The organism is Methylobacterium sp. BE186 (assembly GCF_031457035.1).
GTDB lineage: Bacteria > Pseudomonadota > Alphaproteobacteria > Rhizobiales > Beijerinckiaceae > Methylobacterium > Methylobacterium segetis.
Genome location: NZ_JAVDVV010000004.1, coordinates 142,589 through 158,947, shown reverse-complemented (window position 1 = coordinate 158,947; position 16,359 = coordinate 142,589). Strand labels below are relative to the sequence as shown.

The following is a 16,359-nucleotide window of genomic DNA, read 5'->3' as shown; positions in this document are numbered from 1 at the left end:
CGGGCGTCGGGCGAGCGAGGGAGACAAGGCATGAGCGTGGCGACATCCCGGGCGGTCCTGGTCGAGCCCGGCGGGGGCTTCGAGAAGGTCGGATTCGGCGAGCGGCCCGTGCCCGAGCCGGGGCCCGGCGAGATCACGGTGCGGCTGCGGGCGAGCTCGCTCAACTATCACGACTACGCCGTCGTCAGCGGCATGTGGGGGCCGAGCGAGCCGCGCGTGCCGATGTCGGACGGCGCGGGCGAGGTGGCGGCGGTCGGCCCCGGCGTGACCGAGTTCGCCGTGGGCGACCGCGTCGTCAGCACCTTCTTCCCGACCTGGCTCGACGGCATCCCGCAGGTCGAGGGCTTCGCCACGGTGCCCGGCGACGGGGTGGACGGCTACGCCCGCGAGCGCGTCACCGCCCCGGCCACCGCCTTCACCTGCGCCCCGAAGGGCTGGGACCATGCGGAGGCCGCGACCCTGACCACGGCGGCGCTCACCGCGTGGCGCGCCCTGCACGACGATGCCGGCCTCAAGTCCGGCGACGTGGTGCTGGTGCAGGGCACGGGCGGCGTGTCGCTGTTCGCCCTGCAATTCGCCAAGGCCGCCGGCGCCACGGTGATCGCGACCTCGTCGAGCGACGAGAAGCTCGAGCGCCTGCGCGCGCTCGGCGCCGACCACGTCCTCAACTACCGCGCGGACGCGGCATGGGGCGCCAGCGCCAAGCGGCTGACGGGCGGGCGCGGCGTCGACCACGTGCTCGATGTCGGCGGCCCGGGCACCCTGGAACAGGCGATGGAGGCGGTGCGGGTCGGCGGCCACGTCTCGGTGATCGGCATCCTCACGGGCGTCGCGGGCCCCCTGCCGCTCGTGCCGGCCCTCGTCCGGCAGATCCGCCTCCAGGGCGTGCTGGTCGGCAGCCGCCGCCAGCAGACCGACATGATCCGGGCCATCGACGCGAACGGGCTGCGCCCGGTCGTGGACAGCCGCTATCCCCTGGACAGGCTCGTCGACGCCTTCCGCCACCAGGAGAGCAACCGGCATTTCGGCAAGATCTGCATCGAGATCTGACCTCACCTGAGCGCTCCCGTGATCCAGGGATCACGGGAGACGGCCTAGCCGGCGGCCGGTGCCGCGGGCGGGTGCGTCGCGCCGGGCTCGTCGCGGGCGCCGACGAACCGGCCGAGGAGCCGGCCGAGGAGGCGCGAGAGGCTGTCCATCAGCAGGAACACCGCCGGCACGAAGACCAGGGAGAGCAGCGTCGAGACGATGAGCCCCGCGATCACCGCGACCGCCATCGGCGCCCGGAACTCGCCACCGACGCCGAGCGCCATCGCGGAGGGCACCATGCCGGCGCCCATGGCGATCGTCGTCATCACGATCGGCCGGGCACGCTTGCGGCCGGCATCGACGATGGCGGTGACCGGGTCGACGCCCCGGGCCATCTCCTCGACGGCGAAGTCGACGAGCATGATCGCGTTCTTGGTCACGAGCCCCATCAGCATCAGGATGCCGATGACGACGGGCATCGAGATCGGCATGTTGAGGAGGAGCAGGCCGAGGATCGCGCCGCCGATCGAGAGCGGCAGCGAGAACAGGATGGTGAGCGGCTGCAGGAACGAGCCGAACAGCAGCACCAGCACGGCGTAGACCATCATGATGCCGGCGCCCATCGCCATCAGGAAGCCGGAGAAGACCTCGCCCATGATCTCGGCGTCGCCCGTCTGGCGGATGGTGACGCCCGGCGGCAGGCTCTTCGCGGTCGGGGTGGCGAGCGCCTGGGCGATCAGCGAGCCGAGCGCGTCCGAGCCCTCCATGTTGGCCTCGACCGCGACGCGCACGGCGCGGTCGTAGCGGTCGATCGCACCCGGTCCCTTGTCGAGCTCGATCTCGGCCACGGCCGCGAGCGGCACCGCCGTCCCGTTCTTGGCCGGCACCTTCAGGTTCTCCAGCCGCGAGACGGCGCCGCGGGCGCTCTCGGGGAGCTGCACCCGGATCGGCACCTGACGGTCCTTGGCGTTGAACTTCGGCAGGTTGAGGCCGATGTCGCCGATCGTGCCGACGCGCACCGTCTCGGCGATGGCGTCGGTCGTCACGCCGAGATCGGCCGCCGCGCCCTCCTTCGGGCGGATGCGCACCTCGGTCCGGTCGAGCGGGGCCGTCGACATCACGGCCACGAGATGTGGGATCGCCGCCATGTCGCGCTGCAGCCGCGCCGCGACCTCTTTGACCTCCGCGGCGTCGGGCCCGCTCACCACGAGGGCGAGGTCGCGCTGCCCGCTGTCGCGCAGGGTCCAGGAGCGGATGTCGGGCTCCTCGGCGAGGAGGGCCGCGATCTCGGTCTCGATCGCCGCCTGCTTCTTCCGGCGCGCGTTCTTCGGCACGAGGTTCACGGTCAGGGTCGCGAGCCGGGTCTCCTTCTTGCCGCCGGCTTGGCGCCCGCCATCGACGAAGACCGAGGTCACCTCGGGCAGCGCGCGGATGCGGGCGACCACGCGGTCGGACACCGCGACGGTGTCGGCGAGCTTCGCGCCCGGCGCCAGCTCGACCATGAACAGGGTGCGCGCATTGTCCTGCTTCGGCAGGAAGCCGGAGGGCAGCAGCGCCGTCGAGGCGAGCGAGGCGGCAAACAGCGCGAGGCCGACGATCAGCGTGACGATCCGGTGGCGCACCGACCAGCCGACGAGGCGGCCGTAGGCGCGCATCACGACGCCTTCGCGCTCCTCTTCATGGCGGTGGCCGCGCAGGAAATAGGCGGCGAGCATGGGCGTGATCAGGCGCGCGACGAGGAGCGACATGAACACCGAGACCGCGATGGTCAGCCCGAACTGGATGAAGTAGCGGCCCGCGATGCCGCTCATGAAGGAGACGGGCGCGAACACGGCGATCAGGGTCGCGGTGATCGCGATGACGGCGAGCCCGATCTCGTCCGCGCCCTCGATCGCGGCGCGGTAGGGCGATTTGCCGAGCCGGATGTGGCGGACGATGTTCTCGATCTCGACGATGGCGTCGTCGACGAGGATGCCCGTCACCAGGGTGATGGCGAGCAGGCTGATGCCGTTGAGCGTGAAGCCGAGCGCGTCCATCGCCCAGAAGGTCGGAAAGACCGAGAGCGGCAGCGCCAGAGCGGCGATCAGCGTCGCCCGCCAGTCGCGCAGGAACAGCAGCACCACCACGACGGCGAGCGCCGCACCCTCGATGAGGGTGTGCATGGCCGAATCGTAGCTGCCGATCGTCGCCGAGACCGAGGAATCGATGGTCTCGAAGGCGATGTCGGGGTGGCTCAGGCGGAACTCGGCGATGCGCTTCTCGACGCCCGCCGCGACCTCGGCGTCGCTCGCGCCCGAGCCCCGCGAGACCGCGAAGGCGACCACCGGCTCTCCGTTGAAGCGGGCGAAGGTGCGGGGCTCCTCGATCCCGTCCTCGATCGTGGCGAGGTCGTCGAGGCGGACCTTGCGGCCGCCGGGCAGCACGATCGAGGTGGCCTTGAGGTCGCGCACGCTCCGCGAGGCGGCGAGCGTCCGGATCGACTGCTCGCGCCCGCCCACCTCGCCGCGCCCGCCCGCCATGTCGGCGGAGGTCAGGCGCAATTGCCGGTTCACGTCCGCGGCCGTGATGCCGAGCGCGAGCAGGCGGTCCGGCTGGAGGGTGACCCGCACCTCGCGGGCGACGCCGCCGACGCGCTCGACGCCGCCGACGCCCTTCACGCCCTGCAGGGTCCGGGCGACATTGTCCTCGACGAACCACGACAGCTCGGCCGGCGTCATGGCGGGCGCCGTCACCCCGTAGACGAGGATGGGCAGGCCGGCGATCTCGACGCGCTGGATCACGGGCTCGTCGATGGTGCGCGGCAGGTTGATGCGGATCTTGGAGACCGCGTCCTTGACGTCGTTCACGGCGCGGTCGGTGTTCACCTCGAGCCGGAACTCGACCGTCGTCACCGAGGAGCCCTCGGTGATGCTCGACGTGACGTGCTTGACGCCCCGCACGCCCGCGATCGAATCCTCGACCCATTTCGTGACCTGGGTCTGAAGCTCGGAGGGCGCGGCGCCGCCCTGCGTGATCGTGACCGAGACGATCGGCACGTCGACGTTCGGCATCCGCGTGACCGCGAGCCCCCGGAAGCTGACGAGGCCGAGGACGACCAGCACGAGGAACAGGACGAGGGGCGCGATCGGCTTGCGGATCGCCCAGGCGGAGACGTTCAGGCGCATCGGGGCTACCGGCTCGGGGACAGGGGGTTGGTGCGGCCGTCCGCCCCTCAGGGCAGGCTGGCCTCCGCGGTGTCGCGCGGCGCGGGCGTGCCGGCGAGCGCCGCTGCCGGCGCCGCGACGAGGATGGGGCGCACCCGGTCGCCGTCGCGCAGGAAGCTGCCGGCCCGGGCCACCACGCGCTCGCCCTCGGCGAGGCCGGACCGGATCTCGACGTCGTCGTCGTTGGTCAGGCCGGTGCGGACCTCGCGGGCCTCCACCGCATCGCCCGCGACGACGAGGACGCTGCTGCGCTTCGCGCCGCCATAGAGGATCGCGGCCTGGGGCACGGCGACGCCGCGGGTGCGGGCGAGCTCGACGGCGCCGCGGGCGAAGGTGCCGATGCGCAGGCGCGGGTCGGGATCGAGGCGGACGCGGACCTTGCCGAGGCGGGTGGCCTTGTCGACCTCCGGGTAGACCGCGCGGACGCTGCCCGCGACGCGCTCTCCGTCGCCGATCTCGATCCAGGCCGGCTTGCCCTCGCGGAGCAGCGGCAGCTTCGTCTCGATGACCTCGCCCTCGAGCTCGATCTCGCCCCGGGCGATCATCCGGAACAGGGGCTCGGCGGAGGCCGAGGCGGCGAGCCCGACCCGCGCGCTGCGGCGGCTGACGATGCCCGCCTCCGGCGCGCGGATCTCGGTGCGGGCGAGCCGGAGCTGCAGTTCGTCGCGCACGGCGAGCGCCTGGGCGAGCTCCGCCCTGGCGATGACGAGCCCGTTGCGGGCGAAGGCGAGCTTGCCCTCGGCCTGCCGGAGCGAGGCCGTGCGCCCCTCCATCACCGCAGCGGTGGCGTTTCCGGTCTGCAGGAGCTGCCGGGCGCGGTCATGGGCGAGGCGGGCCTCGAGCTCGGCGGCCTCCGCCTGCTCGATGGTGCTCCGGGCCTGGGGCACGGCGGCGGACGCCTTGTCGACCAGGGCGTTCTGCTGGGCGAGCTGCCGGTCGATCAGGTCGCGCGAGAGGCGCGCCAGCACCTGCCCGCGCTCGACGCGGGCCCCCTCCTCCACCAGCACCTCGGTGACGCGGTAGCCCTCGATCTCGGGCGTGATCAGGATCTCGTCCCGGGGAACCAGGGTGCCAGTGACGACGACCGTTTCCACGATCTCGCGGCGGGCCGCCTCGACCACGCTGATCGCGGGCGCCGGGCGCGGCTGGGCGGGACTCTGGGCGGTCGGCCGGGCGGTCTCGGCGAGGACGGGGCATGCGGACAGGCCGAGCGCGAGAAGCGCGGGCCCGGCGTGCCGGAGAATCGGTTTCATCGGTCTGTCTCGTTCCCGTGAGCGGCCGGCAGGCGGCCTTCGAGGCCGGCCTCGATCAGCCCGAGGAGGTGGGCGACGGACGGGGCCGGGTCGTAATCCGGCAGGATCGCCCGCTCGATGATGATGCCCTTCATGAGCGGCCCCATCGCCCCGTAGAGGGCGACCGGGTCGCAGGCCGGCGAGACGGCGAGCGCGGCCAGCGTCTGCGTGAACCAGAGCCGGGCCTCTTCCTCGCTCCGGACGACCATGGCGGCGATGTCGGGATTGCGGTTGGCCTCGGACCAGATCTCGACGCGCAGCACCGCGGTCTCGCGGGTGATCGCCAGGAAGTAGCGCTCGATGATGCCGAGGAGCGCGCCGCGCCGGTCGCCCTCCCGCTCCAGCCGCTCGACGAGGGCGCCTCCGCGCGCCCGCTCCCGGTCGGCGAGGCCGAGCACGACCGCCTCCTTCGACTCGAAGTAGCGGTAGATGTTGCCGGGGCTCATGCCCGCCTCGCGGGCGAGGTCCTGCATCGTGCTGCGATGGAAGCCGTTGCGCACGAAACAGGCCTCGGCCGCATCGAGGATGTGCTCGCGCCGGGCCGCCTGCCCGCCGCGCGCGTCGAGGACGGCGCCGGCCGCCGCGCTCACGACAGCCCCCCGAGCCCGCGGGCGGTCGCGGCGCCCGGCGTCGCGTCCGAGACCGGCAGGGCGCCGCAGGATTGGGATTGCGCCGCGAGCCCGGCGCAGAGCCGCGCCTGCCATCCCCGCGGCCCGGCGCCCGTCCAGCCGATCAGGGCCAGCCAGCCGACGAGCAGGATCGCGACGAGGAGGAGGTTCGCCGGCGAGGAGGCGGCGCGCAGCTGCGCGAGAGCGCGCCCCGCGAGCGGCGCGGGATCCGGCCGGCGACGGCGATCATGGCGAAGGGTCGGGACGGCGCTGATCATGCGGGCTCCTGTCTCCCAGAAGGAGTAATGAACGTTCATTCTCGCGTCAATGAACGTTCATTCTCATCTGGATCGACCTCCTCCGCCGGGTGCCCCACGGCACATCGGACGGCCGGCCGGCGGGGTGCGGAGGCGGGCGGCGGCCATGATCGCGATCAACGTCGCGGGGGGTCGGCGCGAGATCGCGCACGTGATCATGGAACACGCGGACAATCCGCGTCCCCGCGTTCACAGGGGTCCGGATCGGTGGACAGAATTGCCCGACGAAGGCGTGGGACATCGGCGGCCAAGGCGGGTCTCGCCCCGCGTTCTTCTCCAGGATGAACCCACCCCGGTCAAGTCGATTGAGCCGCGAAGTCAATCTTCGTGGAGCCGATCAGCGCGGCGCAGGCATTTGTCCTTCCCATCAGCGCGTTCAGGGAAGGATTTTTGCTGGTCTCCGAGATCGGCGGCGTCCGCGTTCTCCGCCGCGCGGCACATCGAGATGATTCCGTTGGGCGAGGCTTGCCGGCGGATCGGGCGCCATGAGAGGGGGGCGAGATCGTTCTCTAAAAGGAACGCCCTCTCTCCTATCGCGGCCCGAATGCACGCATCGGCTCGCTTCGGTGCCTGCAAGACAACGTAACATCTCCGTTTGCCCCGATCCGGAGATGGATCCTCTCGCATCCTCTGTTCTTTAAAACGATCGTTTCATTGACCTGCGCGGCGCTTCCGGTCAGCCTTTCCGACACCTCGAACAGGCCAGAGCGGGCGGTTCCGGCCGTCTTGCGGCGGCGGGCGGACGCCGCCGTCACATCTCTCCACCGGCAGCGGAACATCTGCGGAGATCTTGAGTATGAGCAGACCGAGACTTGTCGGCATCAGCGCCAATCTGCAGCGGCCGTCGCGGACACGGGTGCTGGTGGAGGCGATCGCCGGCGCGGCGGCGGCCCAGGCCCCGCTGGAGGTCCGCCTGTTCGACCTCGTCGATGCCGGCCCCGGCCTCGGCTCGGCCTGGACCCGCAGCGCGCTGCCCCTGCCGGCCCGGCGCGTCGTCGAAGCCATCGAGGAAGCGGACGCCCTGGTCGTCGGCTCGCCGGTCTACAAGGGCGGATATACCGGACTTTTCAAGCACTTGTTCGATCTCGTCGAACCGGGCGCCCTCGCCAACAAGCCCGTCGCCATCGCCGCGACCGGCGGCGGCGCGCGCCACGCCCTCGTCGTCGAGCACGCCTTCCGCCCCCTGTTCGGCTTCTTCAACGCCCTCCAGCTCCCGACCGCCGTCTACGGGTCCAACGCCGATTTCACCGACTACGCCCTCACCGATGCCGGCGTCCGCGCGCGCGTCCAGGACGCCGCCGGCCAGCTCGCCGCCCTCTTGACCCGCGGGCTCCTGCCCGGGATCCGGCCCGAGGACGCGTCGGCCGGGTCCCCCGTCGCGGCGGCCAGCCGATGATCGACCGCCGCCGCCTCCTCGCCGCGGGTCTCGCGGCCGCGCTCCCCGCAGCCTCGCGGCCCGCCCGGGCGGCGGAGGAATTCCGGATCGGCTACCAGAAGAACGGCATCCTCGTCGTCGCCCGCCAGCAGGGCGTCATCGAGGAGCGCCTCGCGCGCCTCGGCCACGGCGTCCGCTGGGTCGAGTTCTCCTTCGGGCCGCCGCTCCTGGAGGCGCTCGGCCTCGGCAGCATCGATTTCGGGCAGACGGGCGATGCGCCGCCGATCTTCGCGCAGGCGGCCGGGGCCGACCTCGTCTACGCGGCCGCGCAGGAGGCCGGAGGGTCCGGCGCCGGCATCCTCCTGCCTGCCGGCTCGAAGATCGAGCGGCTGCAGGATCTCAAGGGGCGCCGCGTCGCCTTCGCCAAGGGATCCAGCGCCCACAACCTGACCCTGGCGGCCCTCGAGAAGGCCGGCCTCGCCTACGCCGACATCGAGCCCGTGACGCTCGCCCCCGCCGACGCGTCCGCCGCCTTCGCCCGCGGCAGCATCGACGCCTGGACGATCTGGGACCCGTATTTCGCCATCGCCGAGGCCCAGCCGGGCGCGCGCGTCCTCGCGCGCAGCACCGACATCGCGCGGCCGAACAACTACTTCCTGGCCAACCGCCGCTTCGCCGAAAGGCGGAGCGCCGTGCTGGCCGAGGCCATCGACGCCCTCTCGGGCGTGGCCCGCTGGTGCGAGGCCAACCGCGGCGAGGTCGCGGCGATCCTGTCGAAGGGCACCGGCGTGCCGCTGGCCGCGACCCGCAGGGCCGTCGACCGCACCGACTACGTGATCGGCCCGATGAGCCCGGCAGCCGCCGCCGAGCAGCAGCGCATCGCCGACCGCTTCCACGCCGCCGGCCTGATCCCGCGGCCGATCCGCGTCGCCGACGCGGTCTGGCACCTCCCGAACCGCAATGGCTGAGGCCCGAGAGCCGAGACGATCCCGATGACCGACCCCTCCCGCCCACGCGCCGCCGCGGCGCCCCCCCTCTCGGCGCCGAGCCGCCGCTCCGTCCTCGCGGGCGCCCTCGGGGCCGCGGCCCTCGCGGCGGGCCGCCCGGTCCGCGCGGCCGAGCCCGGCCTCCTGCGGGTCGGCTACCAGAAATACGGAACCCTCGTCCTCCTGAAGGGCAAGGGCCTGCTGGAGCAGCGACTGAAGCCGCTCGGCTACCGCGTGACCTGGGCGGAGTTCCCCTCCGGCCCGCCGCTCCTCGAAGCCCTGAACGCGGGCGCCATCGATCTCGGCTCGGCCGGCGAGGCACCGCCCATCTTCGCGCAGGCCGCGAGCGCGGATCTGCGCTACGTCGCCAACGAGCCGCCCGCGCCGCTCGGCGAGGCGATCCTCGTGCCCCGCGACAGCACCGTGCGCACGGTAGCGGATCTGCGCGGCCGCACGATCGCCCTCAACAAGGGCTCGAACGTGCACTACCTGCTCGTGCGGGCGCTGGCCGAGGCCGGGGTGCCCTACGAGGCGGTCAACCTCGCCTGGCTGAGCCCGGCCGATGCTGGGGCCGCCTTCGCCCGCGGCTCCGTCGATGCCTGGGTGATCTGGGATCCCTACCTCGCCTCGGCCGAGCGCAGCACCGGGGCGCGCACGCTTGTCAGCGGCACCGGCCTCGCGCCGAACCGCCAGTTCTACCTCTCGAACCGCGGGGCCGTGGAGACGCACCGGGCCGCGATCGAGGCCACGATCGGGGCGATCGGCGAGATCGACACCTGGGCGAAGGCCAATACGGAGACGGTCGCCGCCGAGCTCGCACCCTCGGTCGGGATTCCCGCGCCGGTCCTGACGGTCGCTCTGGGGCGGCTTTCCTACGGTGTCAGGCCGATCGATGCCGAGACCATCGCGGACCAGCAGCGTGTCGCCGACGCCTTCCACGCCCTCGGGCTGCTGCCGAAGCCGCTCCGGGTCGCCGACGCGGTCTGGACGCCGGCACGCAACGGATGAGCGCGATGACCGAGAGACTCGACACGCTGACGTCCCGCACCGTCGCGCGCCTCACACCCTGGCTGCTGCCGGCACTGATCCTCGGCGGCTGGCAGGCGGCGGTCTCCTTCGGGCTCGTCTCGAACCGCTTCATGCCGGCCCCGCTCGACGTGGCGCGCGCAGGGATCGAGGCGGCGCGCTCGGGCGAGCTCTGGACCAACCTCGGCGTCAGCACCCTGCGGGCGCTGGCGGGCTTCGCCATCGGCGGCGGCATCGGCTTCGCGCTGGGCCTCGCCAACGGCCTGTCGCCGCGCTCCGAGCGGCTCACCGACACCAGCGTGCAGATGGTGCGCAACATCCCGCACCTCTCGCTGATCCCCCTCGTGATCCTCTGGTTCGGCATCGGCGAGGAGGCCAAGCTCTTCCTCGTCGCCCTCGGCGTGTTCTTCCCGATCTACGCCAACACGCTCCACGGCATCCGCTCGGTCGACCCGACGCTCGTCGAGATGGGCCGCGTCTACGGCATGACGAACAGCGAGCTGTTCCGCCGCGTCGTGCTGCCCGGCGCGCTGCCCTCGATCTTCGTGGGCCTGCGCTACGGCCTCGGCATCATGTGGCTGACGCTCATCGTCGCCGAGACGATCTCCGCCTCCTCCGGCCTCGGCTACATGGCGATGCAGGCGCGCGAGTTCATGCTCGTCGACGTCGTGGTCCTGGCGATCCTGATTTACGCGGCCTTGGGCAAGCTCGCCGACGCGCTGACACGGGGGCTGGAGCGCGTCTGCCTCGCCTGGAACCCCGCCTACCGGACGGTCTGATCCCATGCTGCTCGATCTCACCCGCCCCGAGACCGCGACGCGACGCGTCGAAGCCGTGCCGCCGACGGCCGGCCCGCCGCCGGCCGCCGCCGACCGCGGCATCGCCGTGACCGTGCAGGGGCTCGCCAAGCGGTTCGGGGAGGCCTCGGTCCTCGAAGGGCTCGATCTCTACCTGCCGGCCGGCGGCTTCACGGCCGTGGTGGGACGCTCGGGCTGCGGCAAGAGCACCCTGCTGCGCCTGATCCTCGGGCTGGAGACGCCGAGCGCCGGCCGCATCCGGCTGGACGATGCGGAGGCGGCCCGGCGCCGCGCCAGCCCGCGCCGGATCATGTTCCAGGAGCCGCGGCTGCTGCCCTGGGCGCGCGTGCTCGACAACGTCGCGGTCGGCCTGACCGGCCAGGGCACGCGGGCGGAGCGCCGAGCCCGGGCGGCGGCCGCGCTGGAGGAGGTCGGCCTCTCCGACAAGGCCGGCGCGTGGCCAGCGACGCTGTCGGGCGGCCAGCGCCAGCGCGTGGCGCTGGCCCGCGCGCTCGTCAGCCGGCCCGGTCTCATGGCCCTCGACGAGCCCCTCGGGGCGCTCGACGCCCTCACCCGGATCGGGATGCAGGATCTCATCGAGCGGATCTGGCAGGCGCAGCGGTTCACGGCCCTCCTCGTGACTCACGACGTCGGGGAGGCGGTGGCACTCGCGGATCGCATCCTCGTCCTCGATGCGGGGCGCGTGGCCCTCGACCTCAAGGTCGACGTGCCCCGTCCCCGCCGCCGCGGCGACCCGCGCCTCGCGGCGCTGGAAGGCCGCATCCTCGAATACCTGCTCGGCGGGAAGGCCGCCTGAGCGCAACCGACAAGGACCTGACCCCATGACCCAGCCGAATGACGGGCGCGCCGACGTCCTCTGGTTCCTGCCGACCCATGGCGACGGGCGCTATCTCGGCGCCGCCGAGGGCGCGCGGTCCGTCACCCTGCCCTACCTCCGCCAGATCGCGCAGGCCGCGGACGATCTCGGCTATTACGGCGTGCTGCTGCCGACGGGCCGCTCCTGCGAGGATTCCTGGGTCGTCGCCTCGGCGCTCGCGCCCCTGACCGAGCGGCTGCGCTTCCTCGTCGCCGTGCGGCCCGGCCTGCAGGAGCCCTCCGTCGCCGCGCGCATGGCCGCGACCCTCGACCGGCTCTCGAACGGCCGCCTCCTCATCAACGTCGTGACGGGCGGCGATCCGGTCGAGCTTCGCGGCGACGGCGTCTTCCTCGAGCACGACGAGCGCTACGTCGTCACGGACGAGTTCCTGACGATCTGGCGCGGGCTGCTCGCCGGCGAGACCGTCAGCTTCGAGGGCAAGCACCTGCGCTGCGAGGCGGGCCGGGTCATCTTCCCGCCCGTCCAGGCGCCCTATCCGCCGCTCTATTTCGGCGGCTCGTCGCCCGCCGGCATCGAGGTCGCGGCCGACCATTGCGACGTCTACCTCACCTGGGGCGAACCGCCGGCGGGTGTCGCCGAGAAGATCGCCCGCGCGCGCGAGGCGGCGGAGCGGCGCGGCAAGACCTTCTCCTACGGCATCCGCCTGCACGTCATCGTGCGCGAAACGGAGAGCGAGGCCTGGGCCGAGGCCGAGCGGCTGATCTCGCGGCTCGACGACGCCACGATCGCCCGGGCGCAGGAGACGCTGAAGCGCCAGGATTCGGTCGGCCAGAGCCGGATGATGGCGCTGCACGGCGGCGACCGCAGCCGGCTCGTCGTCTCGCCGAACCTCTGGGCCGGCGTCGGGCTCGTGCGCGGCGGCGCCGGGACCGCCCTCGTCGGATCGGCCGATCAAGTCGCGGACCGGATGAAGGAGTACATCGACCTCGGCATCGACCGCTTCATCCTCTCGGGCTACCCGCACCTGGAGGAGACGTACCGCTTCGCCGAGCTCGTCTTCCCGAAGCTTCCCCTGAGGGCGACGACCGGGAAGGCCCCGACGGATGCCCGCAACGACGGGCCGTTCGGCGAGGTCATCGCCAACGACATCGTCCCGAGCCGCCGCATCGCCGCGCACTGAGGCTCGTCGGCCGAGGTCCGGCCGTCACCGCGCCGACCTAGCGTCTCGGTGCCCGCGGGCGCCGAGGGCGCGTGGCCGGCCTCTTGGAGCCGGGTCCGGCTTCGGGCGGCCCCTCCTCCTCCCCCTCGGCCCCGCCCTCGGCCGGGCGAGCGGCCGGCCGAGGCGCAGGCTTGGGCACGGGACGGAAGCGGGGCGCAGGCGCGGACGGCTCCCGAGGCGTCTCCGCCATGGCGAGGAGCGGCGCGGGCTCGGGCTCGCGTTTCGGGCGGCCGCGCGGCTTCTTCTCCGCCTCGGGCTTCGGGTCGAAGGCGTGGGCCAGCACCTTCTTCATCAGGCCCGGCAGCGGCTCCTCGCCGAGGTCGCGGCGAGGCGTGAAGCGCATGCCCTCCGGGACCCGCGTGTCGAGGCCGACGCGGGCGTGGAACACGGTCAGTTCCAGGGGAAAATGCGTGAAGCCGTGGCGCACGAGGCCGGGCAGCCGCCGCCAGCGCGCATCGAGCGGCGCGTCGAGGAGGGCGCGGGCCGGATCGTAATCCATCTCCCAAGGGCTCATCGGCGGCTCGGCCATCGCGCCGAGCAGCCCCTCCGGCGGGCGCGTGCGCAGGAGGATCGCGTCGTCGCCGCTGCGCACGGCGACGAAGGCCGCGCCCCGCCGCAGCGCGCCCTTCGCCACCTTGAGCTTGCGCGGAAATGTCTCCTGCAGCCCGAGGTCCCGGGCGCGGCAGGGGGCCATCCAGGGGCAGAGGGCGCAGGCCGGGCGCTTCGGCGTGCAGATCGTGGCGCCGAGATCCATCACCGCCTGCGCGAAATTCCCGGGGCGCTCGGCCGGGACCAGCGCCTGCGTCAGGCGGCGGATCTCGGCACGGCTGCCGGGCAGAGGCGCCTCGATCGCGAAGAGGCGCGTCACCACGCGCTCGACATTGCCGTCGACGGCCGCCTCGGGCCGCTCGAAGGCGATCGCCGCGATGGCGCCCGCCGTGTAGGCGCCGATGCCGGGCAGCCGGCGCAGGCCCTCGGCCGTGTCGGGGAAGCGGCCGGCCGCCGCCACCGCCCTCGCGCAGGCATGCAGGTTGCGGGCGCGCGAGTAGTAGCCGAGTCCCGCCCAGGCCGACATCACGGCCTCTTCCGGCGCCCCCGCCAGGGCCTCGACCGTGGGAAAGCGGTCGAGGAACCGTTGGAAATACGGCCGCACGGCCGCGATCGTGGTCTGCTGCAGCATGACCTCGGAGAGCCAGACGCGGTACGGGTCCGGCTGTTCGCCGGGCAGCGCCCGCCACGGCAGGACGCGCCGGTGCCGGTCGTACCAGCACAGAAGGTCGGCGGCCCGAGGCGGGTCGGTCTGGAATCCAGGCTTTGCCATGCGCGGCGCTGCATAACCGGCTGGTCCGGGCTCTCCAAGGGGTGGGCGCGGGCAACAGGGCGTGATCTGGACCTCGCCCGAACCCCGTGCTAGCCCAGCTTGACCATTACAGACGAGCCGGCCTCATGGCACTGACGACCCAGGACCGAATTCTGATCGAGACCCGGGTCTCGAACGACGGGCCCAGTGTCGGCGTGGCCTACATCCTGTGGTTCTGCCTCGGCGCCTTCTCGGCGCACCGGTTCTATCTGGGCCGAACCGGCACCGCCATCCTGCAGATCCTGTGCAACCTCGTGCTGATCGGCTTTATCTGGGTCCTGATCGACGTCTTCCTGATTCCGGGCCTGGTTCGTGCCCGCCAGGACCAGATCCGTGATTGCCTGACGCAGCAGGCCCTGACGATCGGCACCGTCTGAGCGCGGCAGGTTTCCCGAAACCGTCCTCGCGCTACACTGCGCCGGAACAAGGGTCTCGTCCGGGCAGTGTCTCTCCGCATGGCGCGCGTCAAACCGCTGGCCGAACTCATCCAGTCCTGCGTGGGCCCTGCCTTCGCGGCCCAGGGCTTCGCGTCGACGGACATCCTCGCGGCGTGGCCCGACATCGTCGGCCCGCGCCTCGCCCGCTTCTGCCAGCCCTCGAAGCTCGAATGGCCGCGCCGACGCCGCAAGGACGAGGACGGCCGCCCGGAGCCGGGCACCCTGGTGGTGCGCGTCGAGGGCGTCTTCGCCCTGGAATTGCAGCATCTCGCGCCCGTGGTGATCGAGCGGATCAACGCGCATTACGGCTGGGCCTGCATCGGCCGCATCGTGATGAAGCAGGGCCGGGTCGGAGCGGCGCAACGCCGCGTCGAGCCGCCACGCATCGATCCCGTGCGGCGGGGCGAGGTCGCGCTCGCCGTCTCGAAGATCGGCGACGACGCCCTGCGGGACGCCCTCGACCGCCTGGGCACGGCGGTGGTGGCGTCCGGGCCGAAGCGCTGAGAGGCAGCCCTGGGCGACGGCACGGCGCCTTGCCACGCCGGCGCCGAGATTCTACCGCAACCGTCTCAGGTGCACGTTCCCTACCGGAGCCCGTCACGACATGATCACCCGGCGCGACGCCCTCAAAGCCACCGGATTCGCGCTCGGCGCGGCCGTCCTCCTGCCGAAGCTCACGCTGTCGGCGCTCGCGCAGAGCGAGAACGTCGCCGCGCTGATGCAGCCCGGCCCCCTCGGCGACGTCTGGCTCGGGCCGAAGGATGCCAAGGTCACGATCATCGAGTACGCCTCGATGACCTGCTCGCATTGCGCGGCCTTCCATCGCCAGACCTGGCCGGCGCTCAAGGAGCGCTACATCGACACCGGGAAGGTGCGTTTCACGCTCCGCGAATTCCCCCTCGACCCGCTCGCGACCGCCGCCTTCATGCTGGCGCGCTGCGACGGCGACGCGAAGTATTATCCGATCACCGATCTGCTCTTCGATCAGCAGGCGAACTGGGCCTTCGTCCAGAAGCCGCAATCGCCCGTCGATGCCCTGGAGAGCCTCCTGCGCCAAGCCGGCATCAACAAGGAGAAGTTCGAGGCCTGCCTCAAGGACCAGAAGCTCTACGCAGGCATCAACGCCGTGAAGCAGCGCGGGCTCGACACGTTCAAGGTCGATTCGACCCCGACCTTCTTCATCAACGGCGAGCGCTACAAGGGCGAGATGACCCTCGACGGCATGGAGAAGGTCATCAAGCCGATCCTCGGCGCATGACCCGTTCGGGGCGGCTCGCGGAGTGCCGGGCCGCCCTCCGGAACATGTGAGAAGAACGTTTCGCCGATTGCGCTCCGAAACGGCAATTCTGCAGAGCGTGCAATAACTTAGATTGTATTCAGCTCGCCTTGACACCCAAGGAGGGCGAAACTATGGTGCGCCGCGCTTGAAGGGGGCGTTCCAGCCGGTTCCTCTCGCCTCTCGCTGATGTTGTGAGTATCGCCGTGAGCGGCAACGACGCGAAGCACGAGGGGGACAACGGCCGGGCAGCGACACCGGACAGCGATCTCTCCGCGAGGCTCAGACGTCTCGAGACGCAGATTGAACGGAAGCGGCCCTCGGCCACTCCCGGGCCTTCGTCGCGTTCCGGGTCTGCCGGGCCGTCCCCCCTCGGGCAGGCGATGCGACTCTCCACGGAGTTCGTCGCCGGCGTGATCGCGGGGGGGATCCTCGGCTGGATCTTCGATCATCTACTGGGGACTAAACCCTGGGGCCTGATCGTGTTCCTGATGCTGGGTTTCGTCACGGGCGTCTACAACGTGATGCGCGCGTCCGGCTTCGGCGGGCAGCGCTCCGGACCGGACGATCGTCGGGGATCTTGAGAGACGACAGGC

At 72.1% G+C, this 16,359-nt stretch carries 16 protein-coding genes; 11 read left to right on the top strand and 5 right to left on the bottom strand.

What is annotated here, in order from left to right; all coding sequences use genetic code 11:
* Positions 1–30 precede the first annotated feature (30 nt).
* Positions 31–1,050, top strand: coding sequence for an NAD(P)-dependent alcohol dehydrogenase (locus J2X36_RS06540; protein ID WP_310347465.1), 1,020 nt, complete (start codon positions 31–33; stop codon positions 1,048–1,050).
* A 44-nt stretch (positions 1,051–1,094) separates the two neighbouring features.
* Here J2X36_RS06540 and J2X36_RS06535 read toward each other — a convergent pair whose 3' ends face one another.
* From J2X36_RS06535 to J2X36_RS06520, 4 genes are read right to left on the bottom strand one after another with little or no spacing between them, the layout of a single operon-like run.
* On the bottom strand, positions 1,095–4,193 hold the full coding sequence (locus J2X36_RS06535; RefSeq protein ID WP_310347463.1) for an efflux RND transporter permease subunit: 3,099 nt from the start codon (positions 4,191–4,193) through the stop codon (positions 1,095–1,097).
* A 47-nt stretch (positions 4,194–4,240) separates the two neighbouring features.
* The gene (locus tag J2X36_RS06530) at positions 4,241–5,485 is read right to left on the bottom strand and encodes an efflux RND transporter periplasmic adaptor subunit (protein ID WP_310347462.1); all 1,245 of its coding nucleotides are present in this window, start codon (positions 5,483–5,485) and stop codon (positions 4,241–4,243) included.
* On the bottom strand, positions 5,482–6,114 hold the full coding sequence (locus J2X36_RS06525; RefSeq protein ID WP_310347459.1) for a TetR/AcrR family transcriptional regulator: 633 nt from the start codon (positions 6,112–6,114) through the stop codon (positions 5,482–5,484). Before J2X36_RS06525 ends, J2X36_RS06530 begins: the two co-directional genes overlap by 4 nt.
* Entirely contained in the window at positions 6,111–6,410 is a 300-nt protein-coding gene (locus tag J2X36_RS06520) for a hypothetical protein (protein WP_245516758.1), read from the bottom strand. The genes J2X36_RS06525 and J2X36_RS06520 overlap by 4 nt, the downstream gene beginning before the upstream one ends.
* Before the next feature lie 835 nt (positions 6,411–7,245).
* Here J2X36_RS06520 and msuE point away from each other — a divergent pair.
* The 6 genes from msuE to ssuD are packed head-to-tail and all read left to right on the top strand — an operon-like array spanning position 7,246 to position 12,651.
* On the top strand, positions 7,246–7,845 hold the full coding sequence (msuE, locus tag J2X36_RS06515) for an FMN reductase (RefSeq protein ID WP_132249935.1): 600 nt from the start codon (positions 7,246–7,248) through the stop codon (positions 7,843–7,845).
* Complete coding sequence (locus J2X36_RS06510) at positions 7,842–8,792, top strand: aliphatic sulfonate ABC transporter substrate-binding protein (protein WP_310347457.1); 951 nt, start codon at positions 7,842–7,844, stop codon at positions 8,790–8,792. The genes msuE and J2X36_RS06510 overlap by 4 nt, the downstream gene beginning before the upstream one ends.
* Before the next feature lie 24 nt (positions 8,793–8,816).
* Entirely contained in the window at positions 8,817–9,818 is a 1,002-nt protein-coding gene (locus J2X36_RS06505) for a sulfonate ABC transporter substrate-binding protein (RefSeq protein ID WP_310347455.1), read from the top strand.
* A 5-nt stretch (positions 9,819–9,823) separates the two neighbouring features.
* A complete protein-coding gene (locus tag J2X36_RS06500; protein ID WP_132249941.1) occupies positions 9,824–10,615 on the top strand; it encodes an ABC transporter permease subunit in 792 nt (263 codons plus the stop codon).
* A 4-nt stretch (positions 10,616–10,619) separates the two neighbouring features.
* A complete protein-coding gene (locus J2X36_RS06495; protein WP_310347453.1) occupies positions 10,620–11,450 on the top strand; it encodes an ATP-binding cassette domain-containing protein in 831 nt (276 codons plus the stop codon).
* A 25-nt stretch (positions 11,451–11,475) separates the two neighbouring features.
* Entirely contained in the window at positions 11,476–12,651 is a 1,176-nt protein-coding gene (gene ssuD / locus J2X36_RS06490; RefSeq protein ID WP_310347451.1) for an FMNH2-dependent alkanesulfonate monooxygenase, read from the top strand.
* Between the two features lie 37 nt (positions 12,652–12,688).
* Here the strand turns inward: ssuD and mutY are convergent, their stop codons facing one another.
* The gene (gene mutY / locus J2X36_RS06485; protein ID WP_310347449.1) at positions 12,689–14,011 is read right to left on the bottom strand and encodes an A/G-specific adenine glycosylase; all 1,323 of its coding nucleotides are present in this window, start codon (positions 14,009–14,011) and stop codon (positions 12,689–12,691) included.
* A 125-nt stretch (positions 14,012–14,136) separates the two neighbouring features.
* Here mutY and J2X36_RS06480 point away from each other — a divergent pair, with 125 nt between their 5' ends.
* From J2X36_RS06480 to J2X36_RS06465, 4 genes are all read left to right on the top strand, one after another.
* Positions 14,137–14,427 (top strand): TM2 domain-containing protein, encoded by a 291-nt coding sequence (locus J2X36_RS06480; RefSeq protein ID WP_310347447.1) that lies wholly within the window; start codon positions 14,137–14,139, stop codon positions 14,425–14,427.
* A 78-nt stretch (positions 14,428–14,505) separates the two neighbouring features.
* Positions 14,506–14,991 (top strand): DUF721 domain-containing protein, encoded by a 486-nt coding sequence (locus J2X36_RS06475; RefSeq protein ID WP_132249951.1) that lies wholly within the window; start codon positions 14,506–14,508, stop codon positions 14,989–14,991.
* 100 nt (positions 14,992–15,091) lie between these two features.
* The gene (locus J2X36_RS06470; RefSeq protein WP_132249953.1) at positions 15,092–15,745 is read left to right on the top strand and encodes a DsbA family protein; all 654 of its coding nucleotides are present in this window, start codon (positions 15,092–15,094) and stop codon (positions 15,743–15,745) included.
* A gap of 224 nt (positions 15,746–15,969) precedes the next feature.
* The gene (locus J2X36_RS06465) at positions 15,970–16,347 is read left to right on the top strand and encodes an AtpZ/AtpI family protein (protein ID WP_132249955.1); all 378 of its coding nucleotides are present in this window, start codon (positions 15,970–15,972) and stop codon (positions 16,345–16,347) included.
* Positions 16,348–16,359: the final 12 nt, after the last annotated feature.

What these genes read in the sequence shown, in the direction of transcription:
- J2X36_RS06540 (WP_310347465.1), top strand. Translation starts at nt 31, where the DNA reads ATGAGCGTGGCGACATCCCGGGCGGTCCTGGTCGAGCCCGGCGGGGGC.
- J2X36_RS06535 (WP_310347463.1), bottom strand. Translation starts at nt 4,193, where the DNA reads ATGCGCCTGAACGTCTCCGCCTGGGCGATCCGCAAGCCGATCGCGCCC.
- J2X36_RS06530 (WP_310347462.1), bottom strand. Translation starts at nt 5,485, where the DNA reads ATGAAACCGATTCTCCGGCACGCCGGGCCCGCGCTTCTCGCGCTCGGC.
- J2X36_RS06520 (WP_245516758.1), bottom strand. Translation starts at nt 6,410, where the DNA reads ATGATCAGCGCCGTCCCGACCCTTCGCCATGATCGCCGTCGCCGGCCG.
- msuE (WP_132249935.1), top strand. Translation starts at nt 7,246, where the DNA reads ATGAGCAGACCGAGACTTGTCGGCATCAGCGCCAATCTGCAGCGGCCG.
- J2X36_RS06510 (WP_310347457.1), top strand. Translation starts at nt 7,842, where the DNA reads ATGATCGACCGCCGCCGCCTCCTCGCCGCGGGTCTCGCGGCCGCGCTC.
- J2X36_RS06505 (WP_310347455.1), top strand. Translation starts at nt 8,817, where the DNA reads ATGACCGACCCCTCCCGCCCACGCGCCGCCGCGGCGCCCCCCCTCTCG.
- J2X36_RS06500 (WP_132249941.1), top strand. Translation starts at nt 9,824, where the DNA reads ATGACCGAGAGACTCGACACGCTGACGTCCCGCACCGTCGCGCGCCTC.
- J2X36_RS06495 (WP_310347453.1), top strand. Translation starts at nt 10,620, where the DNA reads ATGCTGCTCGATCTCACCCGCCCCGAGACCGCGACGCGACGCGTCGAA.
- ssuD (WP_310347451.1), top strand. Translation starts at nt 11,476, where the DNA reads ATGACCCAGCCGAATGACGGGCGCGCCGACGTCCTCTGGTTCCTGCCG.
- mutY (WP_310347449.1), bottom strand. Translation starts at nt 14,011, where the DNA reads ATGGCAAAGCCTGGATTCCAGACCGACCCGCCTCGGGCCGCCGACCTT.
- J2X36_RS06480 (WP_310347447.1), top strand. Translation starts at nt 14,137, where the DNA reads ATGGCACTGACGACCCAGGACCGAATTCTGATCGAGACCCGGGTCTCG.
- J2X36_RS06475 (WP_132249951.1), top strand. Translation starts at nt 14,506, where the DNA reads ATGGCGCGCGTCAAACCGCTGGCCGAACTCATCCAGTCCTGCGTGGGC.
- J2X36_RS06470 (WP_132249953.1), top strand. Translation starts at nt 15,092, where the DNA reads ATGATCACCCGGCGCGACGCCCTCAAAGCCACCGGATTCGCGCTCGGC.